The organism is Embleya sp. NBC_00896 (genome assembly GCF_045207785.1).
Taxonomy (GTDB): Bacteria; Actinomycetota; Actinomycetes; order Streptomycetales; family Streptomycetaceae; genus Embleya.
Genome location: NZ_CP108776.1, coordinates 1,115,635 through 1,140,964 on the forward strand (window position 1 = coordinate 1,115,635; position 25,330 = coordinate 1,140,964).

At 70.8% G+C, this 25,330-nt stretch carries 25 protein-coding genes; 4 read left to right on the forward strand and 21 right to left on the reverse strand.

Annotation, left to right across the window (positions count from 1 at the left end):
• Positions 1-18 precede the first annotated feature (18 nt).
• From mihF to pyrR, 13 genes are all read right to left on the reverse strand, one after another.
• Positions 19-342: an integration host factor, actinobacterial type gene (gene mihF, locus OG928_RS05370; RefSeq protein WP_026218483.1), complete on the reverse strand. Its 324-nt coding sequence runs from the start codon at positions 340-342 to the stop codon at positions 19-21.
• Positions 343-477: 135 nt separating this feature from the next.
• Positions 478-1,860, reverse strand: a complete 1,383-nt coding sequence (locus tag OG928_RS05375; RefSeq protein WP_406280012.1) for an ATP-binding protein — start codon at positions 1,858-1,860, stop codon at positions 478-480.
• Entirely contained in the window at positions 1,857-2,585 is a 729-nt protein-coding gene (gene cseB / locus OG928_RS05380) for a two-component system response regulator CseB (RefSeq protein WP_406280015.1), read from the reverse strand. Before cseB ends, OG928_RS05375 begins: the two co-directional genes overlap by 4 nt.
• Entirely contained in the window at positions 2,582-3,322 is a 741-nt protein-coding gene (locus tag OG928_RS05385) for a hypothetical protein (RefSeq protein WP_406280018.1), read from the reverse strand. Before OG928_RS05385 ends, cseB begins: the two co-directional genes overlap by 4 nt.
• Positions 3,323-3,815: 493 nt before the next feature.
• The gene (pyrF, locus tag OG928_RS05390) at positions 3,816-4,511 is read right to left on the reverse strand and encodes an orotidine-5'-phosphate decarboxylase (RefSeq protein ID WP_406280021.1); all 696 of its coding nucleotides are present in this window, start codon (positions 4,509-4,511) and stop codon (positions 3,816-3,818) included.
• Between the two features lie 109 nt (positions 4,512-4,620).
• A complete protein-coding gene (locus OG928_RS05395) occupies positions 4,621-5,634 on the reverse strand; it encodes a dihydroorotate dehydrogenase (protein WP_406280024.1) in 1,014 nt (337 codons plus the stop codon).
• Entirely contained in the window at positions 5,634-6,485 is an 852-nt protein-coding gene (locus OG928_RS05400; RefSeq protein WP_406280027.1) for a dihydroorotate dehydrogenase electron transfer subunit, read from the reverse strand. Before OG928_RS05400 ends, OG928_RS05395 begins: the two co-directional genes overlap by 1 nt.
• Before the next feature lie 8 nt (positions 6,486-6,493).
• Positions 6,494-9,805, reverse strand: coding sequence for a carbamoyl-phosphate synthase large subunit (gene carB, locus OG928_RS05405; protein ID WP_406280030.1), 3,312 nt, complete (start codon positions 9,803-9,805; stop codon positions 6,494-6,496).
• On the reverse strand, positions 9,798-10,931 hold the full coding sequence (gene carA / locus OG928_RS05410) for a glutamine-hydrolyzing carbamoyl-phosphate synthase small subunit (protein ID WP_406290797.1): 1,134 nt from the start codon (positions 10,929-10,931) through the stop codon (positions 9,798-9,800). Before carA ends, carB begins: the two co-directional genes overlap by 8 nt.
• Positions 10,932-10,936: 5 nt before the next feature.
• Entirely contained in the window at positions 10,937-11,572 is a 636-nt protein-coding gene (locus tag OG928_RS05415; RefSeq protein WP_406280033.1) for a hypothetical protein, read from the reverse strand.
• Complete coding sequence (locus tag OG928_RS05420) at positions 11,569-12,855, reverse strand: dihydroorotase (protein WP_406280036.1); 1,287 nt, start codon at positions 12,853-12,855, stop codon at positions 11,569-11,571. Before OG928_RS05420 ends, OG928_RS05415 begins: the two co-directional genes overlap by 4 nt.
• Positions 12,852-13,829, reverse strand: a complete 978-nt coding sequence (locus OG928_RS05425; protein WP_406280039.1) for an aspartate carbamoyltransferase catalytic subunit — start codon at positions 13,827-13,829, stop codon at positions 12,852-12,854. Before OG928_RS05425 ends, OG928_RS05420 begins: the two co-directional genes overlap by 4 nt.
• 3 nt (positions 13,830-13,832) lie before the next feature.
• Positions 13,833-14,471, reverse strand: a complete 639-nt coding sequence (gene pyrR / locus OG928_RS05430) for a bifunctional pyr operon transcriptional regulator/uracil phosphoribosyltransferase PyrR (protein ID WP_406280042.1) — start codon at positions 14,469-14,471, stop codon at positions 13,833-13,835.
• A 376-nt stretch (positions 14,472-14,847) separates the two neighbouring features.
• Between pyrR and OG928_RS05435 the strand changes: the two genes are divergently transcribed.
• Complete coding sequence (locus tag OG928_RS05435) at positions 14,848-15,351, forward strand: transcriptional regulator (RefSeq protein ID WP_355535963.1); 504 nt, start codon at positions 14,848-14,850, stop codon at positions 15,349-15,351.
• A 99-nt stretch (positions 15,352-15,450) separates the two neighbouring features.
• Here OG928_RS05435 and OG928_RS05440 read toward each other — a convergent pair whose 3' ends face one another.
• On the reverse strand, positions 15,451-16,467 hold the full coding sequence (locus OG928_RS05440) for a LacI family DNA-binding transcriptional regulator (protein WP_406280046.1): 1,017 nt from the start codon (positions 16,465-16,467) through the stop codon (positions 15,451-15,453).
• Positions 16,468-16,878: 411 nt separating this feature from the next.
• Here OG928_RS05440 and OG928_RS05445 point away from each other — a divergent pair, with 411 nt between their 5' ends.
• Complete coding sequence (locus tag OG928_RS05445; protein WP_406280049.1) at positions 16,879-18,231, forward strand: MFS transporter; 1,353 nt, start codon at positions 16,879-16,881, stop codon at positions 18,229-18,231.
• Positions 18,232-18,379: 148 nt separating this feature from the next.
• Here the strand turns inward: OG928_RS05445 and OG928_RS05450 are convergent, their stop codons facing one another.
• On the reverse strand, positions 18,380-19,060 hold the full coding sequence (locus tag OG928_RS05450; RefSeq protein WP_406280052.1) for a TetR/AcrR family transcriptional regulator: 681 nt from the start codon (positions 19,058-19,060) through the stop codon (positions 18,380-18,382).
• Positions 19,061-19,201: 141 nt separating this feature from the next.
• On the opposite strand from OG928_RS05450, the gene OG928_RS05455 reads away from it, so the two are divergent.
• Positions 19,202-20,818: an MFS transporter gene (locus OG928_RS05455; protein WP_406280055.1), complete on the forward strand. Its 1,617-nt coding sequence runs from the start codon at positions 19,202-19,204 to the stop codon at positions 20,816-20,818.
• Positions 20,819-20,923: 105 nt separating this feature from the next.
• A complete protein-coding gene (locus tag OG928_RS05460) occupies positions 20,924-21,415 on the forward strand; it encodes a MarR family winged helix-turn-helix transcriptional regulator (protein ID WP_406280058.1) in 492 nt (163 codons plus the stop codon).
• Between the two features lie 10 nt (positions 21,416-21,425).
• Here OG928_RS05460 and OG928_RS05465 read toward each other — a convergent pair whose 3' ends face one another.
• The 6 genes from OG928_RS05465 to OG928_RS05490 all read right to left on the reverse strand — a co-directional run bounded on the left by OG928_RS05465 (position 21,426) and on the right by OG928_RS05490 (position 25,299).
• Positions 21,426-22,190: a class I SAM-dependent methyltransferase gene (locus OG928_RS05465; protein ID WP_406280061.1), complete on the reverse strand. Its 765-nt coding sequence runs from the start codon at positions 22,188-22,190 to the stop codon at positions 21,426-21,428.
• A 72-nt stretch (positions 22,191-22,262) separates the two neighbouring features.
• Positions 22,263-22,607: a DUF202 domain-containing protein gene (locus OG928_RS05470; protein WP_406280064.1), complete on the reverse strand. Its 345-nt coding sequence runs from the start codon at positions 22,605-22,607 to the stop codon at positions 22,263-22,265.
• The gene (locus OG928_RS05475; protein ID WP_406280067.1) at positions 22,607-22,981 is read right to left on the reverse strand and encodes a YidH family protein; all 375 of its coding nucleotides are present in this window, start codon (positions 22,979-22,981) and stop codon (positions 22,607-22,609) included. Before OG928_RS05475 ends, OG928_RS05470 begins: the two co-directional genes overlap by 1 nt.
• Positions 22,982-23,103: 122 nt before the next feature.
• A complete protein-coding gene (nusB, locus tag OG928_RS05480) occupies positions 23,104-23,532 on the reverse strand; it encodes a transcription antitermination factor NusB (protein ID WP_360323203.1) in 429 nt (142 codons plus the stop codon).
• Positions 23,532-24,098, reverse strand: a complete 567-nt coding sequence (gene efp / locus OG928_RS05485) for an elongation factor P (RefSeq protein WP_406280070.1) — start codon at positions 24,096-24,098, stop codon at positions 23,532-23,534. Before efp ends, nusB begins: the two co-directional genes overlap by 1 nt.
• A gap of 73 nt (positions 24,099-24,171) precedes the next feature.
• A complete protein-coding gene (locus OG928_RS05490; protein ID WP_406280073.1) occupies positions 24,172-25,299 on the reverse strand; it encodes an aminopeptidase P family protein in 1,128 nt (375 codons plus the stop codon).
• Positions 25,300-25,330: the final 31 nt, after the last annotated feature.

The window sequence follows — 25,330 nt, forward strand, 5'->3', positions numbered from 1 at the left end:
TCGGAGCCGGCGCCCGCGTCAGGACGCGGAGCCACCGAATTCCCGTTCGAGTGCTGCGATCTGGTTCGTGCCGAGACCGCGGACGCGCCGGGTCTCGGAGATGTTCAGCTTCTCCATGAGCTGCTTGGCGCGCACCTTGCCGACGCCGGGGAGGGATTCCAGGAGGGCCGATACCTTCATCTTGCCCACGACCGGATTGTCCTTGCCCTCCTTGATGACGTCGCTGAGCGAAGCACCGGAGTTCTTGAGCCGGTTCTTCACCTCGGCGCGCTCCCGCCGAGCCGCAGCGGCTTTAGCGAGCGCATCCGCGCGTTCTTCGGGGGTCAGGGGTGGGAGAGCCACGCCGTGTCACCTCGGACTTCGTTGCGATCCTCAAGGCCGCCCGGCTCGGACGGCCACCAACAAACAGTGGAACCTAGCTGGTCAGAGCGTTCGCGGCAACGCGCGACACTCCACCGGGCCGGCTCTTGAGGGAGCCTAGTCGGCGAATCGGTCTGCGTCGCCCGAATCGATGGGAAAAGCCCGGCTACCTGCACGAAAACCTCGACCTGACGGAGCGTCGGACGACTCGGGGGCGGTCGGCAGCCGCAGGCGTGCCTCCGCGCCCCCTCCCGGCGCTCTTGCGAAAGTCAGTTCCGCTCCGATCACGCGCGCCTGCCCGGTCGCGATGGTCAGCCCCAAACCGGTACCCCTGCCGCGTTCCGGGCGTCCGGTGCGGAACCGTTGCGGACCGGATTCGAGCAGCTCGGCGGGGTAGCCGGGGCCGTGGTCGCGCACCGATACGGTGGACCCGTCGACGACGACCCGCACCGGCGGCGCACCGTGTCGGAAGCCGTTGACGATCAGGTTGGTGAGGATCCGTTCGAGCCGGCGCGGGTCGGTCCGCACGTGCTCGGCGGCGCGGATCTCGACCTCGACGGGCGGGTTGCCCGCGCCCTCGGCGTGGCCCGCGGCGCGACGGACTGCGGTCGCCAGATCGCATTCGACCAGGTCGGCCCGTTCGGCGTGGGCGTCCAGACGGGAGACCTCCAGGAGGTCCTCGACCAGCTTGTGCAGGGCGTGCACGCGGTCCCGGACCAGCTCGGTCGGCCGCGAGGGGGGCAGCAGCTCGGCGGCCGTGACCAGGCCGGTGAGCGGGGTCCGCAGCTCGTGCGCGACGTCGCCGGTGAACCGTTGCTCCGTACGCAGCCGCTCGCGCAGCTCACCGGCCATCCGGTCCACCGAGTCGGCCAGTTCGGCGACCTCGTCGCGCCCGCGTACCGGTCCCGCGCGGGCCTCCAGGTCGCCGTCGGCGATCCGCCTGGTCGCGCGCTGGACGTGGCCCATCCGGCGGCTGATGCCGCCCGCGACGAACACGCCCATCAGCGCGGCGAGGGCGACCCCGATGGCGCCGGAGAAGACGATCGTCCGGTCGAGGTCGACCTGGGCGCTCTCCTGGATCGCGTAGGGCGAGGCGACCGACACGACGTGCTCGCCGATCCGCACCGCCGCCCAGACGGTGCGGTGTCGGCTGTCGCCGGCGAGCATCGTGGCCTTGCGCCCGCGGTCGATCAGCGGGGCCAGCTCGGTGGGCAGTCGCGGCTCGTCCACCGCGCCACCCGGGGTCACCACCCGGCCGGTGGCGCCGTACTCCCCCAAGGCGGTGTCCAGCCGCGCGAGGGCGATGTCGCGGGCCCGATCGAGCCGCTGGTTCTGCGACACCTCGCGCACGAGCAGCCCGCTGACCAGGGCGGTGACACACGCCATCGCGACCATCGCGGCGCTGATCCGCAGGCGCAGCGTGTTGCGGAACCGCTCGCTCGCGCGGACCCGCGTCCACGCCCGCACCCGCGCCGGCACGGCCCGTCCCGCCGCGGTCACCGGCGGCGCAGCTTGTAGCCGAAGCCGCGGACGGTCTCGATCCGGTCCGCGCCGACCTTGCCGCGCAGGCGCTGGACGTGCACGTCGACCACGCGCGTGTCGCCGCCCCACGCGTAGTCCCACGCGTTCTCCAGGAGGGTGTGCCGGCTGAGCACGGTCCCGGGCCGCTTGACGAATTCGAGCAGCAGCCGCATCTCGGTCGGGGTCAGCGACACCGCCTCGCCGCCGACCCGGACCTCCAGGCTGTCGGTGTCGATGTCCAGGTCGCCGATCTCGCGCCGACTCGGATCGGCGAGCTCACGGGTGGCCGGTCGGGCCTGGTCGACCGGTGGGGCGGGGGCGGCGCTGTCGACCCTGCGCATCACGGCGCGCAGACGGGCGACCAGCACGGCGCTCTCGAACGGCTTGGTGATGTAGTCGTCGGCGCCGGCCTCCAGGCCGGAGACGACGTCGATCGGGTCGCTGCGGGCCGAGATCATCAGGATCGGCACGGTGCTGGTCTCCCGGATCCGCCGGGTCAGGCCGACGCCGTCGAGGCCGGGCATCATGATGTCGGTCAGCACGGCGTCGGGCGGCTCGGCCCGGAACGTCTCCAGGGCGGTCAGCCCGTCGGCCACGGCCACCACCCGGAAGCCGTACCGCTGGAGCGCGAGCGCGGTGGCCTCGCGGATCACCTCGTCGTCCTCGGCGAGGAGCAGGCGGGGGTCGGTCGCGTCGTCGGTCATGGGGTGGTCCTGTTCGGGTTCGCGGGCGGCGGCGAGGGGATGTCGGTCGCCGGGTTCGACTCCTCCGGGTCGCCGGGCAGGGAGTACGAGCCCTCGCCGCCGACGCCCTGGAGGATCGGCCGCATCTCGTGGCCGTCCCACCGGTACCGGGTGGTGTAGCGCAGGCTCGGGCAGCACTCCGGGTCGGTCGGCGCGTGCACGAGTTCGTGGATCACCACGTCCGCGCCGAGCGTCTCGATCGCGATCAGGTGACCGGACACCCCGAGGACGTGCACGATCCTGCCGTCGAGGTAGGTGTAGGCGAACAGCCCGGTCTGGCCGGAGGGTTCGTCGACGGCCACGATCAGTTCGGCGTTGCCGTCGCCGGTGAGGTCGCGGTACATCGGGGCGCGCAGGCCGCAGTCGTCGGGACAGTCCTCGACGCGGGCGCGTGTCTCCGGACCCAGCAGCGTGTCGGCGAGCAGGATCTGCGCCGGATCGGCGTCGCGCAGATCGCCGCTCGCGGGCGGGCGGATCGGCACCACGATCGGATCCGGGTCGACCGCCGGCGGCCCGGTTTGCCGGATCCACGTGGGCGTCACGGCCGGCCACAACGGGACCGCCACCGGCGGCGGCGTCACGGCCGGCGCGGCACCACCGTCGGCCGGCCGCCCGTGCCGGGCACACCCGGACAGCCCGGCACCCAGCACGACCAGCCCCACCACGACCCCGGACGTCACCCGCCGCTTCGTGACCATCCGCTCATAATGACCCGATAGGCCCGCTTATCCCCGCCTCGACCCGCCGCACCGTACGCCCCCTGGAGCCCCCGCCACCCCCCACCCGGCCCCACCGCCCCACCCACCCCACCGCAAGCCCCCAGAAGCCCACACAGCCCCCACAAGCCCAACCCCCAAGCCCCCCGGCCCACCCCACCCGTCCACCGCTTGACGACACCCAAGGGCCGGCCCCACACGATCAAGCCCGTCCGACACTTGAGGACACCCAAGGGCCGGCCCGGCAGGATCAGCCCGTCCGGCGCTTAAGGACACCCCAGGGCCAGCCAGGCAGAATCAGCCCGTCCGACGCTTGAGGACACCCGAAGGCCGGCCCGGCCCACCCCAGCCCGTCCGGCGTTTGAGGACAAGCCTTTCAAGCCCGTCCGGCGCTTGAGGACACCCCATGGGCCCACCCGGCCCACCCCAGCCCGTCCGGCGCTTGAGGACGCCCCGGCCACCGACCCCCCGACCCCTACCGAGCCGCAAGCCCCACAGCAACCGCACGCGCAGCCGCACCGACATCCTCCGCCCCCGTGATCGGCCGCCCGATCACCAACAGATCCGCCCCGTCCAAAAGCGCCTGCTCCGGCGTAGCCACCCGCGTCTGGTCCCCCAGCGCCGCCCCGGCCGGCCGCACCCCCGGCGTGATCAGCACGATGCCCGCGCCCACCTCGCTCCGCACCGCCGCCACCTCACGCGGCGAGCACACGATCGCCCGCGCCCCGGCCGCGACCGCCAGACCCGCGAGCCGCCGGGCCGCCTCGATCGAGGGACCCGCCAGCCCGACCGCGGCCAGGTCCTCCTCGGCCATCGAGGTCAGCACCGTCACCGCGGTGATCGCGATCTCGGGCGCCGCGTCCGCCGCCGCCCGGATCATCGCCGTGCCACCGCTCGCGTGCACCGTCAGGTACGTCGGCGCGAGCCCCGCCACCGAACGCACCGCGCCCGCGACCGTGTTCGGGATGTCGTGCAGCTTCAGGTCCAGGAACACGTCCCGCCCGCCACTGGCCTCACGGGCCCCCAGGACGGCGTCCGCGCCGTCCCGCAGGAATACCTCCAAGCCGACCTTGACGGTGCTCACGTGCGGACCCACGGCCTTCGCCCACGCGAGCGCGCGGTCCAGGTCGGGGGCGTCCAAGGCCACCGCTACGGGCGCGAGGCTGCTCATCGAAATCCCACTTTCGTCGACATCGAACCACCAACCGGGCCCAGGCCCGGACATGCCGATGCCGGCACGAACCCCGTCCGTACCGGCATCGGCGTCACAACGGAACCCTTCAGCGGTGCGCGTACCCGATCGCCGCTTCCAGCGACCCGAATCCCCGCGCGATCAGCGCGGCCCGCAGCTCGTCCAGGATCCGCACCGGCGAGGAGGGATCGTTGAAGATCACCGTGCCCACCGACACCGCCGCCGCACCCGCGAGGATGAACTCCAGCGCGTCCAGGCCGGTCCGGATGCCGCCCATGCCGATGATCGGCACCTGCGCCATCTGCCCCTCGCGCATCGCCGCGTGCACCTGGTAGACGCAACGCACCGCGACCGGCCGCACCGCCGGGCCCGAGAGCCCGCCGGTGACACCCGCGAGCACGGGCTTCATCGTGTCGGTGTCGATCACCATGCCGAGCAGCGTGTTGATCATCGACAGGCCGTCCGCGCCCGCCTCGACGCACGCGCGCGCGATGTCCACGATGGACGTCACGTCGGGCGAGAGCTTCGCGAGCACCGGCACCAGCGGGTCGGCCACGTCCCGGACCGCCCGCACCACGTCGTAGGACGTGGCCGGGTTGCACGCGAACACCTGGCCTCGGTTGGCCACGTTCGGGCAGGAGATGTTGACCTCGATGCCGACCACGCCGGGCGCGCCCTTGAGCCGCTCGGCGAGCGCCACGAAGTCGTCCACGTGGCCGCCCGCGATCGACACGATCGTGCGTCCGCCGCGCGCCGCAAGCCACGGCAGGTCGCGCTCGACGAACGCGTCGATGCCGGGGCCCTGGAGGCCGATCGAGTTGAGCATCCCGGACGGCGTCTCGGCCATCCGCGGGGTGGCCCGACCCGAGCGCGCGTACGGCATGATCGTCTTCGTGACGACCGCGCCGATCGCGGCCGGCTCGAAGAACTTCGCGAGCTCCTTGCCGTAGCCCGCGCAGCCCGACGCCGTGGTCACCGGGTTCGGCAGCAGCGTCGACCCGATCCGGGTCGCGAGGTCTATCCCGCCGCCCGGAAGCATGATCGTGGACGACGGCGGCTCGTCGAAGCCGTTGTCGTCGTAACCCTCGTACGCGTCGGTCATCAGTGCGCTCCCATCGCTGCCGCGCCCTCGATGTCCGCCGGAATCGTGCCGGCGTCGTCCCACCGCACCTTGGTGCCGTCGAAGCACGGACCGTCCACACATGAGCGAACGAACCGGCTGACCCCGTCGTCCCCGACGACCGGCAGCACGCACGTCATGCACACGCCCACGCCGCACGCCATCGACTCCTCGACGGCGGTGAACACGCGGGCGTCGTGCGCGGTGGCCACGTCGGTGACCGCGCGCAGCATGCCCATCGGGCCGCACGCGTACACGACGTCCGCCGCGACCGCCGTCAGCACCTCGGGCAGCGGTCCGGTGACGAAGCCCCGGATGCCCTCCGAGCCGTCGTCGGTGGTGACCACGACGTCCTCGGTGATCGCCCGCGCCTGGTCCACGCCGTACAGCCGCTCCGCCGTCGCCGCGCCCAGCACGAAGGCGACCGAACCGCCCGCGTCCCGGACCCGCTCGGCGAGCGCGAACATCGGCGCGCTGCCGTAGCCGCCGGCCACCAGCACCGCGCTGACCGGCTCGGCCGGCAGCGGGAAGGGCGTGCCGAGCGGCGCGACCACGTTCACCGTGTCGCCCGGGCGCAGCCGGGCCAGCTCGCGCGTGCCGCGCCCGGCCTCGGAGAAGACCACGTCGATCGTCTCCGCCTCCGGGTCGGCGCGGTGGATCGAGAACGCCCGGCGCAGCAGCATCGACGAGTCGACCCCGCCGATCGCGACGGCGACGAAGTGCCCGGGTTCGACGCGGGCGGCGATCCCGGGGGCGCGCAACACCATGCGGTGGTACGCGCCCGCGGGCTCGCGGCCGACGATCTCCGCCTGCACCTGCAGGGGAAGTGCCATCGCTGTCGTCAGCCCTTTCGGTGGGACGTGATGTGGTCGGCGTGCTCTTGGAGCGACCGGACCCCGATGTCGCCGGCGATCAGCGACTGGATGCCCTGGACCGCCGCGGCGAAGCCCTGGACCGTGGTGATGCTGGGGATGCCCCGGGTGACGGCCGCGGTGCGGATCTCGTAGCCGTCGAGCCGGCCGCCGGTGCCGAACGGGGTGTTGACGATCAACTCGACCTCCCCGTTGTGGATGAGCTGCACGATGGTCTGCTCACCGTTCGGCCCGGTGCCCTCGCTGTGCTTGCGCACGATGGTGGCGGGCACTCCGTTGCGGCGCAGCACCTCGGCGGTGCCCTCGGTGGCCAGGATCTCGAAGCCCATGTCGTGCATGGCCTTGACCGGGAACACCATCGAGCGCTTGTCGCGGTTGGCGAACGACACGAACGCGCGGCCCTTGAGCGGCAGCGAGCCGTACGCGCCGGCCTGCGACTTGGCGTACGCGGTGCCGAACACCGCGTCGATGCCCATGACCTCGCCGGTCGAGCGCATCTCGGGGCTGAGCACGGTGTCCACGCCCCGGCCCTTGGTGTCGCGGAAGCGGTTCCAGGGCAGGACCGCCTCCTTGACCGCGATCGGCGCGTCCATCGGCAGCGTGCCGCCGTCGCCCTCGGCCGGGAGCAGGCCCTCGGCGCGCAGTTCGGCGATGGTCGAGCCCATGCTGACCCGCGCGGCGGCCTTGGCGAGCGGCACGGCCGTCGCCTTGGACACGAACGGCACGGTCCGCGACGCGCGCGGGTTGGCCTCGAGCACGTAGAGGATGTCGCCGGACAGGGCGAACTGGATGTTGATCAGTCCGCGCACCCCCACGCCCTCCGCGATGCCCAGGGTGGCCGCGCGCAGGCGCTTGATGTCGTTGCCGCCGAGGGTGATCGGCGGGAGCGCGCAGGCCGAGTCGCCGGAGTGGATGCCGGCTTCCTCGATGTGCTCCATGACGCCGCCGAGGTAGAGGTCCTCGCCGTCGTAGAGCGCGTCCACGTCGATCTCGATCGCGTCGTCGAGGAAGCGGTCGACGAGCACCGGGTGGTCGCTGACCAGGCCGGCGTTCTGCTCCAGGTAGGTGGCGAGGGAGGGCTCGTCGTAGACGATCTCCATGCCGCGTCCGCCGAGCACGTAGGACGGGCGGACCAGGACCGGGTAGCCGATCTCGGCGGCGATCGTGCTGGCCTCGCCGAACGAGAACGCGGTGCCGTGCTTGGGCGCGAGCAGCCCGGCCTCGGCCAGCACGCGGCCGAACGCGCCGCGCTCCTCGGCGAGGTGGATCGCCTCGGGCGAGGTGCCCGCGATCGGTACGCCCGCGTCCTTGAGCTTTTGCGCGAGCCCGAGCGGGGTCTGCCCGCCGAGCTGCACGAGCACGCCCGCGACCGGCCCGGCCTGGGTCTCCGCGTACACGATCTCCAGCACGTCCTCCAGGGTGAGCGGCTCGAAGTAGAGCCGGTCGGAGGTGTCGTAGTCGGTGGAGACGGTCTCGGGGTTGCAGTTGACCATGACGGTCTCGTAGCCCGCGTCGTGCAGCGCGAAGGCGGCGTGCACGCACGAGTAGTCGAACTCGATGCCCTGGCCGATCCGGTTGGGACCCGAGCCCAGGATGATCACGGCCGGCTTGGTGCGGGGCGCGACCTCGGTCTCCTCGTCGTAGGACGAGTAGTGGTACGGGGTCCGGGCGGCGAACTCGGCTGCGCACGTGTCCACGGTCTTGTACACCGGGCGCACGCCCAGCGCCTGGCGCACCTCGCGCACGACCTCCTCGCGCATCCCGCGGATCGCCGCGATCTGCAGGTCGGACAGGCCGTGCCGCTTCGCGAGGCGGAGCACGTCGGGGGTCAGCTCGGCCGCGTCGCGGACCTCGCCGGCGATCTCGTGGATCAGGTACATCTGGTCCAGGAACCACGGGTCGATCCGGGTCGCCTCGAACAGCTCCTCGGGCGTGGCGCCCGCGCGGATCGCGTCCATCACGACGTTGATCCGGCCGTCGGTCGGCTTCTCGGCCGCGATCAGCAGCTCGTTCTTGGCCCCGACCTCGGAGACGAAGTCGAACTGCGAGCCCTTCTTCTCCAGCGAGCGCAGCGCCTTGTTCAGCGCCTCGGTGAAGTTGCGGCCGATCGCCATCGCCTCGCCGACCGACTTCATGGTCGTGGTCAGCCGGTCGTCGGCGGCCGGGAACTTCTCGAACGCGAAGCGCGGGACCTTGACCACGACGTAGTCGAGCGAGGGCTCGAAGCTGGCCGGGGTCTCCTTGGTGATGTCGTTCGGGATCTCGTCGAGCGTGTAGCCGATCGCGAGCCGGGCGGCGATCTTGGCGATCGGGAAGCCGGTCGCCTTGGACGCCAGCGCCGAGGAGCGCGAGACACGCGGGTTCATCTCGATGACGATCACCCGACCGTCGTCGGGGTTGATCGCGAACTGGATGTTGCAGCCGCCGGTGTCCACGCCGACCTCGCGGATGACGGCGATGCCGACGTCGCGCAGGGTCTGGTACTCGCGGTCGGTCAGCGTCATCGCGGGCGCGACGGTGATCGAGTCGCCGGTGTGCACGCCCATCGGGTCGAAGTTCTCGATGGAGCAGACGACCACGACGTTGTCGTGCTTGTCGCGCATCAGCTCCAGCTCGTACTCCTTCCAGCCGAGGATGGACTCCTCCAGGAGCACCTCGGTGGTCGGCGACAGGGCCAGGCCCTGGCCGGCGATCCGGCGCAGGTCCTCCTCGTCGTGCGCGAAGCCGGAGCCGGCGCCGCCCATCGTGAAGGAGGGGCGGACCACGACGGGGTAGCCGCCGAGGGTGTCCACGCCGCCGAGCACGTCCTCCATCGTGTGGCAGATGACCGAGCGGGCCGACTCGCCGTGCCCGATCTTCTCGCGCACGCGCTCGACCACGCCCTTGAACAGGTCGCGGTCCTCGCCCTTTTGGATCGAGTCGAGGTTGGCGCCGATCAGCTCGACGTTGTACTTCTCCAGGACGCCGTTCTCGCTGAGCGAGACCGCGATGTTGAGCGCGGTCTGCCCGCCGAGGGTGGGCAGGAGCGCGTCGGGGCGCTCCTTGGCGATGATCTTCTCGACGAACTCGGGGGTGATCGGCTCGACGTAGGTGGCGTCGGCGATCTCCGGGTCGGTCATGATCGTGGCCGGGTTCGAGTTGACCAGGATGACGCGCAGACCCTCGGCCTTGAGGATCCGGCACGCCTGGGTGCCCGAGTAGTCGAACTCAGCGGCCTGGCCGATGACGATCGGGCCCGAGCCGACGACCAGGACGGACTTCAGGTCGTTGCGCTTAGGCACTCTTGGTCTCCATCAGCGTCACAAAACGATCGAACAGGTAGGCGGAGTCGTGCGGTCCGGCCGCGGCCTCCGGGTGGTACTGCACGCTGAACGCGGGTCGGTCGAGCAGCCGCAGGCCCTCGACGACGTCGTCGTTGAGGCACACGTGGCTGACCTCGGCGCGGCCGAAGGGCGTGTCCGAGACCTTGTCGAGCGGCGCGTCGACGGCGAAGCCGTGGTTGTGCGCGGTGACCTCGACCTTGCCGGTCGTGCGGTCCTGCACGGGCTGGTTGATGCCGCGGTGGCCGTACTTGAGCTTGTACGTGCCGAACCCGAGCGCGCGGCCGAGCAACTGGTTGCCGAAGCAGATCCCGAAGAACGGGGTGCCCTGCTCCAGGACGCCGCGCAGGAGCTCGATCTGGTGGGTCGCGGTCGCGGGGTCGCCGGGGCCGTTCGAGAAGAACACACCGTCGGGCTCGACCGCGTTGACCTGCTCGAGCGTGGCGTTCGCGGACAGCACGTGCACCTCGATGCCGCGCTCGGCCATCCGGTGCGGGGTCATGCCCTTGATGCCGAGGTCGAGGGCGGCGACGGTGAATCGCTTCGTGCCGATCGCCGGGACCACGTAGGCGGTGTCCGTGCTGACCTGCTCGGCGAGGTCGGCGCCGGCCATCTCGGGGCTGGTGCGCACGCGCTCCAGGAGCGCGCTCTCGTCGGCGTGCGCGGCGGGGCCGGAGAAGATCCCGACCCGCATCGCGCCGCGCTCGCGCAGGTGGCGGGTCAGCGCGCGGGTGTCGATGCCGCTGATGCCGACCACGCCGTAGCGCACGAGCTCGTCGTCGAGCGAGCGCCGCGAGCGGTGGTTCGAGGGCACTCGGGCGGGGTCGCGGACCACGTAGCCCGAGACCCAGATCCGGGACGACTCGGGGTCCTCGTCGTTGACGCCGGTGTTGCCGACGTGCGGGGCCGTCATCACGACGACCTGGCGGTGGTACGAGGGGTCGGTCAGGGTCTCCTGATAGCCCGACATGCCGGTGGAGAACACCGCCTCGCCGAACGTCTCCCCCACCGCGCCGTAGGCGCTGCCGCGGAACGTACGCCCGTCCTCGAGGACGAGCACCGCAGGCGTCGTGGCCCGTCCGGTCATTGCGGTCACGTGACCGATCCTTCCTGATCGTTCTGTACTGCGTGGCTTGGTGCGGCGCCGCCGACGGTCGTCGGCAGCTCGCCCGCGATCAGCCGGGTGACGGCTTCGATCCACGCGTCGTGGTCGGCCGGGTGGTCGCCGCGGAAGCCGGAGTCGAGCGCGGTGTCGCCGTGCCTCCAGGTGATCACGAGCAGGCCGCCCTCGGGCAGCACCTTGCCCGCGATGCCCTTCTCGTGTCGCGCGCCGGTGATCGCGGCGGCCGGGACGAAGAAGTCGGTCGCGGCGGGGCGCTCGACCACGAGGCCGTCCGCGCGCAGGGTCAGCTCGACGGGGCTGCGGGTGCCGAGGCCGTGCGCGACGACGCGGTCCAGCCACCGGCCTGCCGTGGTGCTGCCGAAGTAGCGGCCGACCAGCCGCGGGAGCAGCGGCTCGCCGCCGCCCTCGGGCGCGATCGGCAACGCGGGCAGCGCCCCCTGCCGCTTGGCGCGCTTCTTCCAGGCGCGCCACATCAGCAGGTACACGCCGAGCACGAAGGCGAGGCAGATGCCGGTCCAGAGGATGCGACCGCCCCAGTCCGTCACCTCCGCGGACTTCTTCTCGGCCGCGAGCAGCAACTCGTGATGGGCCAGACCTGAGGTCACGCGAGCTTCCCGTCGATCACCGTGGGGACGCCGCGCAGGAACGTGGCGACCACCTTGCCGGGGAGTTCCATCCCGGCGTAGGGGGTGTTACGGCTGCGCGAGGCGAGTTCGGACGGTTCGACCGTACGCCGTGGGGTCGGGTCGACGAGCACCAGGTTGGCGGGCTCGCCGACCGCGACGGGGCGGCCTTGGGTGTCGAGCCGGCCGATCGCGGCGGGGCGGGTGGACATCCGGTCGGCGACGCCGGCCCAGTCCATCAGGCCGGTGTCGACCATGGTCTGCTGGACGATCGCCAGCGCCGTCTCCAGGCCCAGCATCCCCATCGCCGCGACCGCCCACTCGCAGTCCTTGTCCTCGCTGGGGTGCGGGGCGTGGTCGGTGGCGACGGCGTCGATCGTGCCGTCGGCGAGCGCCTCGCGGAGCGCGGTGACGTCGGCGGCGGTGCGCAACGGCGGGTTGACCTTGTAGACCGGGTCGTAGGAGCGCACGAGCTCGTCGGTGAGCAGCAGGTGGTGCGGGGTCACCTCGGCGGTGACGTTCCAGCCCTTGGACTTGGCCCAGCGCAGGATCTCGACGGAACCGGCGGTGGAGACGTGGCACACGTGCAGGCGCGAGCCGACGTGCGCGGTGAGCAGCACGTCGCGGGCGATGATCGACTCCTCGGCGACGGCGGGCCAGCCGCGCAGGCCCAGTTCGCCGGAGACGGTGCCCTCGTTCATCTGGGCGCCCTCGGTCAGGCGGGGCTCCTGCGCGTGCTGGGCGACGACGCCGTCGAACGCCTTCACGTACTCCAGGGCGCGGCGCATGATGACCGCGTCGTCGACGCACTTGCCGTCGTCGGAGAAGACCCGCACGCGGGCGGCGGAGTCGGCCATCGCGCCGAGCTCGGCGAGCCGCTTGCCCTCGAGGCCGACGGTGACCGCGCCGACCGGGTGCACGTCGCAGCGGCCGGTCTCCTGGCCGAGTCGCCAGACCTGCTCGACGGTGCCCGCGGTGTCGGCGACGGGGTCGGTGTTGGCCATCGCGTGCACGGCGGTGAAGCCGCCGAGGGCCGCGGCGTCGGCGCCGGTGGCGACCGTCTCGGCGTCCTCGCGGCCGGGCTCGCGCAGGTGGGTGTGCAGGTCGACCAGGCCCGGCAGGAGGATCCGGCCGGCGGCCTCGACGACGGTCGCGCCGTCGGCGGCCAGGCCGGTGCCGATCGCGGCGATCACGCCGTCGCGGATGAGCACGTCCTGCGCGTCGCCGCCGAGGACCTTGGCGTCCTTGATCAGGTACGTGCTCACTTGGCGATCTCCTCGGTGGTGGTGCTCGGGGCGCTCAGGGCGGGCTCGTTGCCGCTCAGGAGCAGGTACAGGACGGCCATCCGCACGCTGACGCCGTTGGTGACCTGCTCGACGATGGTCGATCGGGCCGAGTCGGCCACCTCGGCGGCGATCTCCATGCCGCGGTTCATCGGGCCCGGGTGCATCACGATGGCGTGCTCGGGGAGCATCGACATCCGGCGCAGGTCCAGGCCGTAGCGGCGGGAGTACTCGCGCTCGGTGGGGAAGAACGCGGCGTTCATCCGCTCGCGCTGCACCCGCAGCATCATCACCGCGTCGCTCTTGGGCAGCGGGGCGTCCAGGTCGTAGGAGACCGTGCAGGGCCAGGTCTCGATGCCGATCGGGAGCAGCGTGGGCGGTGCGACGAGGGTGACCTCGGCGCCGAGGGTGGCGAGCAGGAGCACGTTGGAGCGGGCCACTCGGCTGTGCAGGACGTCACCCACAAGGGTGATTCGGCGGCCTTCGAGATCGCCCCTGCCGCCGGCGAGCCGGCGACGCATCGTGAACGCGTCGAGCAGCGCCTGGGTGGGGTGCTCGTGGGTGCCGTCGCCGGCGTTGACGACCGAGCCGCGCAGCCAGCCGGAGCCTGCGAGGCGGTGCGGCGCGCCGGAGGCGTGGTGCCGGATGACGACCGCGTCGGCGCCCATGGCCTGCAGGGTCAGCGCGGTGTCCTTGAGCGATTCGCCCTTGGAGACGGACGAGCCCTTGGCGGAGAAGTTGATGACGTCGGCGGACAGCCGCTTGGCGGCGGCCTCGAACGAGATGCGGGTGCGGGTGGAGTCCTCGAAGAAGAGGTTGACCACGGTGCGACCGCGCAGCGTCGGGAGCTTCTTGATCGGCCGCTCGGCGATGTGCGCGAGCTCCTCGGCGGTGTCGAGGATCAGGATGGCGTCGTCGCGGGTGAGGTCCGCGGCCGAGATCAGATGGCGCTTCACTGGCTACTTCTCCGCGTCGGTGAGGGCTGCGGCGGGGTCGGCCGCGCGGGTACCGAGCAGGACCGCGTCGCGGCCGTCGTACTCGGAGAGGTGGACCTTGACGGTCTCGCGCTGCGACGTGGGCAGGTTCTTGCCCACATAGTCGGCGCGGATGGGGAGTTCGCGGTGGCCTCGGTCGACCAGGACGGCGAGCTGCACGGCGCGCGGGCGGCCGATGTCGTTGAGCGCGTCCAGGGCCGCGCGGATGGTGCGGCCGGAGAAGAGCACGTCGTCGACGAGGACCACGAGCTTGTCGTCGATGCCCTCGGCGGGGATCTCGGTGCGCTCCAGCGCGCGGGCCGGGCCCAGGCGCAGGTCGTCGCGGTACATGGTGATGTCGAGCGCTCCGACGGGGACCTTCGTGCCGTCCTCGATCGAGGCGAGCCGCTCGCCGAGCCGGCGGGCCAGGGCCACGCCGCGGGTCGGGATGCCCAGGAGCACGACGTCGTCGGCGCCCTTGGCGCGTTCGACGATCTCGTGCGCGATCCGGGTCAGTGCCCGGTTGATGTCGGAGGCGTCCAGGACGGGACGGGCGGTGGCCGGGTCGAGGTCCTTGGGGCGGGCGGCCGACGTGCCGCCAGGGGTGGTGCCAGGTGCTGTCATGGGAAACAGACCTCCTTCCCCGTCTCACAGGACGGGCTTTAAAGGACGCCGGGGTACGTCCCTCACAGTATCAGCCAACATCATCAATCTTTCGGCCGCCCGGACAGGCTGGGAGGCCCCGGACGAAAGCGCCGCAAAGACCCCTCTCACCTGCGGGAATCCGGCTTTGTAGCCCGTTCGGCTTGACGGACGCAAATTACTCTGCGTAACCTCACAATGAGTCACCACCGGGCCAAACGCGACAGTCGCGACGTGCCGAACCTCGCAGCTTCGGGGAGAGTTCGAGGTACAGAAAGCCGGCCCGGAGGTAGCCACCCCATCGGTTCGGCCAACCACCGGTGGACCTTCACGGTCAGTCACCTGTTTTGGGAGCGAGATGTCCAGCGACTACGCCAAGCAGCTCGGGGCGAAGCTCCGCGCGATCCGGACCCAGCAGGGCCTGTCCCTGCACGGCGTCGAGGAGAAGTCCCAGGGGCGCTGGAAGGCCGTCGTCGTCGGTTCGTACGAACGCGGCGACCGTGCGGTAACCGTGCAGCGCCTCGCCGAACTCGCCGACTTCTACGGCGTCCCCGTGCAGGAGCTCCTGCCCGGCGGTACCCCGAACGGCGCCGCCGAGCCGCCGCCGCGTCTGGTCCTGGACCTGGAGCGGCTCCAGACGGTCCCGTCCGACCAGGCCGGCCCGCTGCAGCGCTACGCGGCGACCATCCAGAGCCAGCGCGGCGACTACAACGGCAAGGTGCTGTCGATCCGCCAGGACGACCTGCGCACCCTGGCCGTGATCTACGACCAGTCGCCGAGCGTGCTGACCGAGCAGCTCATCGGGTGGGGCGTGCTCAACCCGGAGGCCCGCCGCGCGGTGGAGAACCAGAACAACGCGTGACACTCGAATAGCCGATAGTCACCACGGCAGTACGTAACGCCGAAGGGTCCCGGAGCCGTCAGGTTCCGGGACCCTTCACCTCTTGTACGTTCGCCGACCTCAGCCGGATTCGCGGACCACGACCCGCGGGTGCACGACCATTCGACCACCCGGTCGGTAGTCACGCCCGCGGATGAGCGTGGTGATCGCGTCCGAGGCGCCCGAGCCCATCGTCCGGGTGTGCATCGAGACACTCGTCAGGCGCGGCCAGACGAGGTCGCAGAACGGCAGATCGTCGGCGCCGACCACGGCCATGTCGTCCGGGACGGACCAGCCGCACTCGCGCAGCGCCGAGATGATCATCAGCGCGAAGTCGTCGTTGCCCGCGAACACCGCGGTCGGCGGCTCGCTCTCGCGCTGCCACTGTCGAACGATCGCGAGCACGTCCTCACGGACGTATCCGACATCCACCCGACGCAGCGGCACACCCTCCTCCTCGGCGACGGCCTGCGCCCCCGCCCAGCGCTCCTCGCCCAGGAAGGCGAGCGACCCGGAGGGCACCAGACACGCCAGGCGGCGGTGTCCGCGGTCGATCAGGTGGCGGACCGCGAGGCGTCCGGTGTCCCGGTTGTCGAAGATCGCGGTGGGCACGTCGGGGTGCTCCTCGCGGCCCCACGCGAAGATCGCCCGCACACCGGCCCGCTTGAGCACGTCCACCGCGCCACCGGTGAGCCGATTGGACTCCGCCATCACCGCGAGCGGCCGCAATGCCGCCCACTGGCGGGCCGCGTCGGCGCCGCGCGAGGTTCGGTCGGCGTGGATGAGCAGGCTCAGCTCGTGCCGGTTGAGCGCCTCGGCGAGCTCGTCGATGAAGGCTTCGAGCAACTGACCCATGGGCTGTAGCGGCAGCGGGAAGAGCACGACGTCACTGTTGCCCGAGCGCAGCGACCGGGCCGGCGCGCTGGGCGCGTACCCCAGCTCGCGCACGGCCAGCATGACCCGCTCACGGGTCTGCGCGCTCACCCGTACGCCCGGCGGCGAGTTCAGTACATAGCTGACCGTGGACCTGGACACCCCGGCGAGCCGGGCGACATCGGAACTGGTCGGCGGCTTGCTCCCGGTCTCCGGCGCGCTCATCCGCGGCCTCCCGCGCCGTGCATGACCGACCTCGTGCTCGTCATCCTCGACGACACCCCCAACCGCACCCGCACGCGGGACCGGCCCGCGCGCAACCGATGTGTCTGTCGGATCGCAGGGAGGTGCGATCCGGTTCCGCTGGTTAGCGGGCACAACCTTGGCCGTAATCGCTCGAATGCGCTACCGAACACGTGTCGGTCGTTACAAGATCACTGCGCGTGACCATTCGGCGCATTTTCGTCTTCGTTCAAATTTTGAACGATCAAATCGTTATCTAGTCAGAGTGATTTCACGTTGTAGACCCATTCCCCTGCTTACACGTGTCACCTAGGCTCCGGGATCAACACCTCGTCAACGATTCGAGACCCCCGTGCAGGGACGGTTTCGAGTCCCCTCCATCGGACGGTCCACATGAGTTCGACCACCACAGAGGCGCCCGGCTCCTCGTCGCCGGCCCCGGAGTCCCCCGCGGAAGCCGCCAAGGCCGGGTACAAGCTCGGCCCGCTGTACGCGACGTTGCCGCTGGCCAACATCGCGCTGTACATGCTGTGGCTGGGCGTGGGCATCTACATGCTCCCGGTGCAGGTCATCCACATCACCGGCGCGCCCGACCCGAACGCGCTCAAGTGGCCGACCTTCTGGGGCGCCCTGTTCGCGACGATCGGCAACCCGCTGTTCGGCAAGCTGTCGGACATGACGCGGTCGCGCTTCGGCCGCCGCTCGCCGTACATCCTCTTCTGCGCCATCGTCGGTGCGATCGCGCTGATCGTCCAGGCGCAGGCGAGTTCGATCGCCATGGTCGGTCTGACCTGGGGTGTCATCCAGTTCATCATGAACGGCTACCAGGCCGCGCTGACCGCGGTCATGCCCGACCGGGTGCCGGCCAAGAAGTACGGCGTGTTCTCGGCGATGATCGGCCTCGGCGTGCCGGCCGCGACGATCCTGGCCTCGCTGATCATCGCCGGCGTCGACATGAACCTGATCGGCATCGACGCGCAGATCGGCGGCTTCGACGGGCGCTTCATGAACCCGGCCAACGGTGGTGAGCAGGGCTTCTACCTGATCGCCGCGGTCCTGGTCGCCGCGGCGCTGATCTTCGTGCTGGTCAGCCCCGACAGGTCCACCAAGGACATGCCCCGCGAGAAGGCCGACGTCGTCGGCTTCGTCAAGGGCTTCTGGGTCGACCCGCGGCAGCACGCCGACTTCGTCATCGCGCTGTTCTCGCGGCTGGGCGTGATGCTCGGCTACTTCCTGATCCTGACGTTCAACTACTTCATCCTGGTCTCGTACATCAAGATCCCGCCGAACGAAGTCGGCCCCAAGCTGGGCATGTTGACCGTCATCGGCGCGGTCGCGACGATCTTCGCGGCACTGCTGATCGGCCCGATCGTCGACAGGGTCGGCCGGGTCAAGCCCTTCGTGATCGTCTCCGGCATCGGCGCCGCCATCTCGCTGGCGATCCCGATGGTCTGGGCGACCGAGAACGGCATGGTCGCCTTCCAGATCCTCAACGGCTTCTTCTTCGGCGTCTACCTGGCCGTCGACATGGCGCTGATCACCCAGGTGCTGCCCCGTCCCGAGGACGTCGGCAAGGACATGGGCCTGATCAACATCGCCAACGCCGGCCCGCAGATCGCCGCGCCGTTCCTGGCGCCGTTCATCGTGAGCGACCTCGACCTCGGTTACGAGGCGCTGTTCCCGGTCGCCGCGGCGATCGCCCTGGCGGGCGCGTTGCTCGCCCTGTTCGTCAAGCGCGTCAAGTAGTACCGCGCTTCATAAACGCCGACGGGGCGGACCGGATCACCGGTCTGCCCCGTCGGACATTCGCGCGTGGAAACGATCCCGAATACCGGAATCCGGAATAGCGGAAGGACCGTCGAGACGGCCCGCCGTCCGCCCTCCCCGGTCCTCGCTACTCGAATCCGGGATCGGTTTCCGGCCGGGCCATTCCGCTCGTCGTCCAGCCGCTGTCCAGCAGCGCCGCCATGTCGTCCCAGGCCGCGTCGATCGTGCGCATCAAATGCGCGCCGTCGAGGATCCCGGCCTCGGTCCACTCGTCCATCGCGACGCGCATGACCGAGTGGTACAGGGTCACCAGGAGCGCCGGGCGCCGATCCCGGTCCGGGTCCAGGCCTTCGCGGCGGGCCAGTTCCAGGGTCATCCGGCGCTCCAGCTCCATCGCGTTGCGCAGCGACGCGGCGAGCAGGACCGGGGTGCCCTCGATCAGACTCCGCATCCGCAGGAACTCGTGCCCCGAGCCGTTGCCCGGCTCGTGGTCGATCTCCGACACCACCGCTCGCCCCGCGCGCCGCAGCGCCGTCAGCGGCGCCTCGTCGGCCGGCCGGATCGAGAGCGCCTCCAGGAACAGGCCCTCGAACTCGATCGCCCGCGCCAGCGCGACCTCCTCCTTGCCCGCGAAATAGCGGAAGAAGGTGCGTCGGGAGACGTCGACGGAGGCGACGACCTCGTCGATCGTCGTGGCGTCGTATCCCTTGCGCAGGAACAGCTCCTGCGCGGCGTCGATGAGCGCCTCACGGGTGCGTTCCTTCTTGCGTTCCCGCAATCCCGTCGCGGCGCCGGCCGTGTCCTGCACGTTGCGTGGTCCTCTCGCTCGCCTGTGCACAGTATGGCACTTGTCACTGTGTGCAATTTGAGTGATTTGGCTATCTGGCACACAGTGCCATATCGTTCGATGGTTCGAAACCACGCTTTGACGCAGGGATGTAGGGGACGCATGAGCCAGACTTCGACGGCGGCGACGCAGGACGCACTCCCGCCCGATCCCGCGAAGCCCACCGCGCGCAAGGACATGCGGGGGCACCCCTGGCTCACCCTCCTCGCGGTCGCATTCGGCGTGATGATGGTCGCCCTCGACGGCACCGTGGTCGGCGTCGCCAACCCGGCCATCTCGAAGGACCTGGACGCGTCGCTGGCCGACCTGCAATGGGTCACCAACGGCTACCTGCTCGCGCTCGCGGTGTGCCTGATCCCGGCCGGCAAGCTCGGTGACCGCTACGGCCACAAGACGATCTTCCTGATCGGCGCGGCGGGCTTCGCGACCACGTCGCTGATCATCGCGTTCTCCCAGTCGGTCACCATGCTGATCGCGTTCCGGGTGCTCCAGGGCGTGTTCGGCGCGCTGCTCCAGCCGACCGCGCTCGGCCTGCTGCGCAACAGCTTCCCGGGCAACAAGCTCAACATGGCGATCGGCATCTGGGGCGCGGCGATCTCGACCGCGACCGCCGCGGGCCCGATCGTCGGCGGCCTGCTGGTCGAGCACGTCAGCTGGCAGTCGGTGTTCTACATCAACGTGCCCATCGGCGTGCTGACCCTGGTGGTCGGCGTCTGGGCGCTGGCGAACAGCCGGGTGTCGGGTGCGAGCAACCGGATCGACTACCTGGGCGTCGCGCTGCTCTCGGTCGCGATGTTCTGCCTGGTCTGGGGCGTCATCAAGAGCGGCGAGAAGAGCTGGGGCAGCGCGTACACGCTGAGCTTCATGGCCGCCGCGGTCGTCCTCCTCGCGCTCTTCGCGCTGTGGCAGACCCGGGCGCCCGAACCGCTCATGCCGCTGGTCATGTTCCGCAACCGGTCGTTCTCGATCGGCATCGTGCTGATGATCTTCATGGCGTTCGCGATGTTCGGCGCGATGTTCTTCATCACCTTCTACCTGCAGGGCGTCAACGGGCTGAGCCCGACCGAGACCGGCGTGCGGATGCTGCCGATGTCCGTGGTGATGATGATCGGCTCGCCGATCGGCGGATTCGCGATCACCAAGCTCGGCCCGCGCGTCCCGATCATCGCCGGCCTGGCGCTCTCGGCGACCGCGATGGCGCTGCTCGCACGGCTCGGCGAGGGCGCGAGCTTCGGCTCCACGATGCTGCCGTTCGTCCTGCTCGGCTTCGGGCTCAGCCCGATCATGGTCGGCGCGACGGACATCATCGTCGGCAACGCCTCGCTGGAGCTGTCCGGTGTGGCGTCCGGCATCCAGCAGGCCGCGATGCAGGTCGGCGGCGCGCTCGGCACCGCCGTGCTCGGCGCGGTGGTCGCGGCCGAGGTGTCCTCGATGCTGCCGGATCGCTGGCCGGCCGCCGCGGGCGACTACGACAAGCTGCCACACGGGCAACGCGAGTTCATCGAGGGCCAGGTCGCGCAGGGCTTCCCGCCGGTCGATCCGGCGACCATGGACGCGGGGACGGTGGCCGCGATCCGGCACGCCTCGAACACCACGTTCCTCGACGGCATGCAGCTCGCGTTCACGATCGCGGCCGTCACGATGGCGATCGGGATCGTACTCGCCCTGTTCGTCCGGCAGGGCGAAAAGCGCGAGGGCGCGGTCGCCGTCCACGTGTAGGGCATGATCGACAGGCGAGGCCGTACGGCCGTCACGCCGCTCCCGATCGACATCGGGGGCGGCGTTGCGGGTTTCCCCACCAAATTAGACAGGTATTCTTACCTCGTGCAGCAAGACACCTCCTCCGGGCCCGAACTGGTGACGTTGCTGGTCGGCGCCGTGCGCGGGATCAGCCAACTGTTCTCCGACCGCATGACGGCCGCGGGCTTCGACGAGATCCGGCCGACGCACGGCTTCGCGCTGACCCTGGTCGGCGAGGGCGGCACCACCGCCACCGAGCTCGGCCGGCGGCTCGGCATGACCAAGCAGTCGGCCGGCGAGGTGGTCTCGCACCTGGCCCGGTACGGCTACGTCGAGCGCAAGCCGGACCCCGCCGACCGCCGCGCGCGCCGGATCACCCTGACCGAGCGCGGGCGCGAGTGCCTGCGGGTGATCTGGGCCGAGCTGTCGTGGATCCAGGGCGCGTGGACGAAGGCGGTCGGCGACGACGGCGTCGAGGTGCTGAAGGACGGGCTGCGGGCGGGGATGCGACAGCTCGGCGCGTCCGGTGAGCTGCCCGACAACCTGAGCCAGGCGTGGTGGTGGCGGGAGGGCTGAGCCGGGCGGGCTACCCGGCCGCGGGCTCGGGCCGGGCCCGATCGTGCTTGCGGGCGATGTAGGTGTCGGTGACATAGGCCAGGTCGACCGGGTCCGGCTGTTCGGTCACGGCCGATCGCACCCGGCTCAGCAGTTCCGCGCGCGGGGCCTCGTCCATCGCCGCGATGTAGCTGAAGGTCGACACCCGCTCCAGCACCCGATCGTGCGTCAGGGTGTCCCGCCAGCGGAACACCCTGCGCTCGGTGGGGGCGAACAGCCCGCTCGCGTCCACGTCGGGGCGGTAGTCGCGGAAGATCCGGAACGGCCACTCGGCCGCCAGGTGCATGCGCTCGACGAACTCGTCGTCCTGGTCGCGTTCGTTCCACACCATCGCGAGCACGCCGCCCGGACGCAGCACGCGCGCGATCTCGCGCAGCGCGGTCGCCGGATCGAACCAGTGGAACGCCTGCGCGACCGTCACGACGTCGTACGACCCCTCCGGCGCCGGTATTCGCTCCGCCGTGCCGTCGTACACCGGCACCCCCGGCGTCACCCGCGCGAACGTCTCGCGCATCGCCGCGGACGGCTCGACCGCCACCACCTCGGCCCCGCGCTCGACCAGCGGCCGGGTCAACTTGCCGGTGCCGGCCGCCAGATCCAGCACCCTGGTCCCGGGCCCGATGCCCGCGGCCGCGCACAGGTGGTCCAGGACGTCTTGCCGGTAGGAGGGTCGGGCCCGCTCGTACCGGTCGGTGCCGCGGGCGAATCCACGAGTGCCGAGATCGTTGGTGGTCATGCCGCGCATCCTCGCGGTGCGCGCGGAAGGGTACAAGGGCCGATCAGGGCCGATCAGCGCCGACCCGAGCGATCAGGGCCGAGTCACCAGCACCGTCGCCGCGAGCACGCACACCACGAGCATCGTGATCCAGGTCGCCCGGATCGCCCGGTCGCCGGCCACGGGGGCGCCGTCGCGGATCGCCTGGTCGACCCGGCGGTGTCGGAGCAGGCCCACCACGTACACCGCGAAGCCGGCCGCGATGGCCGCCGCGCCGGGCAGCATGTACCACCAGCGATCCGGCACGTGGCCCGCGTGCACGAGCAGGCCGCCGTTCGCGACGAACGCCAGCGAGGTGCGCGTCCACGCCATCCGCGTGCGCTCGGGTTGCAGGCCCGGGTCCAGCGGCGGTCCCGGCAGGCGCGTGCCGCGGGGCATCAGGCCACGAGCATGAGCACGACCGTGACCACGATCACGATCACCAGGCCCGCCGAGAGCACCAGCGGCAGCGCCGAGAAGGGCAGCGCGCGGCTCAGCCGCATGGCCCGCTCGACCTGGTACCACCGCCGGTAGGCCGTCGCCGCCAGGGTGAGCGCCAGCGCGACGAGCACGAGGCCGAGCACGAGCCGCTGCGAGCGCGGCCCCAGGTCCGGGACCAGTTGGACCACCGCCACGCCGCCCGCGAGCAGCGAGAGCGCGGTGCGAATCCAGGCCAGGAAGGTCCGCTCGTTGGCGAGCGTGAAGCGATAGTCGGGCTCGTCGCCGATGTCTCGCAGGCGAAAACTCTTCCGCTCGGATTTCATGATCCCCATTGTCTTCATTGGATCACAGCATCTTCATTGACTCACCGCAGGCCCTCGCGGCCCGAGAACACGACGAGCCGCCTCCCCGGCAGGGGAAGCGGCTCGACTGGTGCCGTGGCCGGAAGCGAGCGCTAGCGCAGCAGCGTCGGCTTGAGATCCTTTATCCGCGCGAGCAGGCCGTTCACGAAGGCCGGGGACTCGTCCGTGGAGTACTCCTTGGCGAGTTCGACGGCCTCGTCGATGGCCACGACGTCGGGGACGTCGCTTTCCCAGAGCAGCTCGTAGATGCCCAGACGCAGGACGTTGCGGTCCACGCCGGGCATGCGGTCGAGCGTCCACCCGACGGCGTAGGTGCCGATCAGGTCGTCGATCCGCTTGCGGTGCTCCTGTACGCCCTCGACCAGCTGCATCGTGTAGTCGGCGACCTGCGGCTCCGCCTTGTCGGCCTGGAAGCGGCCGACCCAGTCCGCGAGGATGGTCACCGGGTCGACGCCGCGCTGGTCGGCTTCGAACAGGATCTGCAGAGCGCGCTTCCGGGTCTTGCTGCGGGCACCGGCCACTAGCTGTTCACGCGGCCCAGGTAGTCACCGGAACGGGTGTCGACCTTGACCTTCTCGCCCGTCGTGATGAAGAGCGGGACCGCGATCTCGAAGCCGGTCTCCAGCTTCGCGGGCTTGGTGCCACCGGTGGACCGGTCGCCCTGGACGCCCGGCTCGGTGTACTCGATGAGCAGCTCGACGGAGGCCGGCAGCTCGACGTAGAGCGCGGCGCCCTCGTAGATCGCGACGGTCGCCTCGAAGCCCTCGAGGAGGTAGTTGGCGGCGTCGCCGACGGTCTCGGGCGAGATCGGCAGTTGCTCGTAGGTGTCCGTGTCCATGAACACGAAGTCGGTGCCGTCCTTGTACGAGAACTGCATGCCGCGCTTGTCCACGGTGGCCGTCTCGACCTTCGTGCCGGCGTTGAAGGTCTTGTCCACGACCTTGCCGGAGAGGACATGCTTGAGCTTCGTACGAACGAACGCGCCGCCCTTGCCGGGCTTGACGTGCTGGAACTCGACGACGGACCAAAGCTGGCCGTTGTCGAGCTTGAGCACGATGCCGTTCTTCAGGTCGTTGGTCGTGGCCACGAGTGTGGTGTCTCCTGCGTGCTTCTGGGACCGGATGATCGCGCGTCGGACGGGTTTGTACCGAGACAGCCCGTTACAGGACGAGCAACTCCTTGGTCGTGATGGTGAGTAGCTCAGGCCCGCCGTCTTCGAGCGGACGGACCACGAGGGTGTCCTCGATCCGGACACCGCCTCGGCCGGGGAGATAGATCCCCGGTTCGACGGTGACCGGCATGCAAGCGTCCAGCTTACCGGTCGCCGTCGGGCCCAGACGCGGGTCCTCGTGGATCTCGAGGCCGACGCCGTGACCCAGGCCGTGTGTGAAGAACTCCAGGTAGCCGGCCTGCTCGATGACATCGCGCGCGGCCTTGTCCACCGCGGCGAGCTCGACGCCCGGCGCGAGCGCCTCACGGCCCGCCTTCTGGGCCGCGAAGACCACGCCGTAGACCTCCTGCTGCCAGGTGGTCGGCTCGGTCCCGATCACGAAGGTGCGGGTCATGTCGGCGTGGTAGCCGTGGTAGCGCGCGCCGAAGTCGATCTTGAGGAAGTCGCCGTCCTCGACCCTGCGGTCGCCGGGGTCGTGATGCGGCACCGCCGAGTTGGGGCCGGTGGCCACGATGGTGGGGAACGCGACCGCGTCGGCGCCGTGGTCGGCCATCCGCCGCTCCAGCTCCATCGCGATGTGCCGCTCGGTCCGGCCGACCAGGATCGACTCGATCATCTCGCCGAGCGCGCGGTCGCCGATCTCGCACGCGATCCGCAGCGCCGCGATCTCCTCGGCGTCCTTGATCTTGCGCAGGTCCTCGACCACCCGGCCGAGCCCGATCAGCTCGGCGGCCGGGCTCGCCTCCGCCGCGATCGCGCCGAGCGCGCGGTACAGCTCGACCGTGACGTGCTGCTCCTCGATCGCGAGCCGCACCCCGCCGGCCGCGGCGGCCCGCTTGGTCAGCGCCTGCGCGCACGCCCGCTCCACCAGCAGCTCGACGTCGGGCGACTCCTCGCCGGCCTGGCTCGCGTAGCGACCGTCCGTGCACAGCACGGCGCCCGCCGACGACGCCCCACCGCCGGATCCCGGCGTGTACACGAGCAGCGCGGCGTTCGACCCGGTGAAGCCGGTCAGATAGCGCACATTGACGAGATTGGTGATCAGGGCAACGTCCACACCGGCACCGGCCAGGCGGGAGCGCAGCCGATCACGGCGTTGTCCATGGGCATCGGGCATGGGACCAGCGTAGTGCCGTGAGGTGGGGCAA

Coding starts and splice junctions, on each gene's coding strand:
- cseB (WP_406280015.1), bottom strand. CDS start 2,585: ATGACCGACGACGCGACCGACCCCCGCCTGCTCCTCGCCGAGGACGAC.
- OG928_RS05385 (WP_406280018.1), bottom strand. CDS start 3,322: ATGGTCACGAAGCGGCGGGTGACGTCCGGGGTCGTGGTGGGGCTGGTC.
- pyrF (WP_406280021.1), bottom strand. CDS start 4,511: ATGAGCAGCCTCGCGCCCGTAGCGGTGGCCTTGGACGCCCCCGACCTG.
- OG928_RS05395 (WP_406280024.1), bottom strand. CDS start 5,634: ATGACCGACGCGTACGAGGGTTACGACGACAACGGCTTCGACGAGCCG.
- OG928_RS05400 (WP_406280027.1), bottom strand. CDS start 6,485: ATGGCACTTCCCCTGCAGGTGCAGGCGGAGATCGTCGGCCGCGAGCCC.
- carA (WP_406290797.1), bottom strand. CDS start 10,931: ATGACCGGACGGGCCACGACGCCTGCGGTGCTCGTCCTCGAGGACGGG.
- pyrR (WP_406280042.1), bottom strand. CDS start 14,471: ATGACAGCACCTGGCACCACCCCTGGCGGCACGTCGGCCGCCCGCCCC.
- OG928_RS05435 (WP_355535963.1), top strand. CDS start 14,848: ATGTCCAGCGACTACGCCAAGCAGCTCGGGGCGAAGCTCCGCGCGATC.
- OG928_RS05440 (WP_406280046.1), bottom strand. CDS start 16,467: ATGAGCGCGCCGGAGACCGGGAGCAAGCCGCCGACCAGTTCCGATGTC.
- OG928_RS05445 (WP_406280049.1), top strand. CDS start 16,879: ATGAGTTCGACCACCACAGAGGCGCCCGGCTCCTCGTCGCCGGCCCCG.
- OG928_RS05455 (WP_406280055.1), top strand. CDS start 19,202: ATGAGCCAGACTTCGACGGCGGCGACGCAGGACGCACTCCCGCCCGAT.
- OG928_RS05465 (WP_406280061.1), bottom strand. CDS start 22,190: ATGACCACCAACGATCTCGGCACTCGTGGATTCGCCCGCGGCACCGAC.
- OG928_RS05470 (WP_406280064.1), bottom strand. CDS start 22,607: ATGCCCCGCGGCACGCGCCTGCCGGGACCGCCGCTGGACCCGGGCCTG.
- OG928_RS05475 (WP_406280067.1), bottom strand. CDS start 22,981: ATGGGGATCATGAAATCCGAGCGGAAGAGTTTTCGCCTGCGAGACATC.
- OG928_RS05490 (WP_406280073.1), bottom strand. CDS start 25,299: ATGCCCGATGCCCATGGACAACGCCGTGATCGGCTGCGCTCCCGCCTG.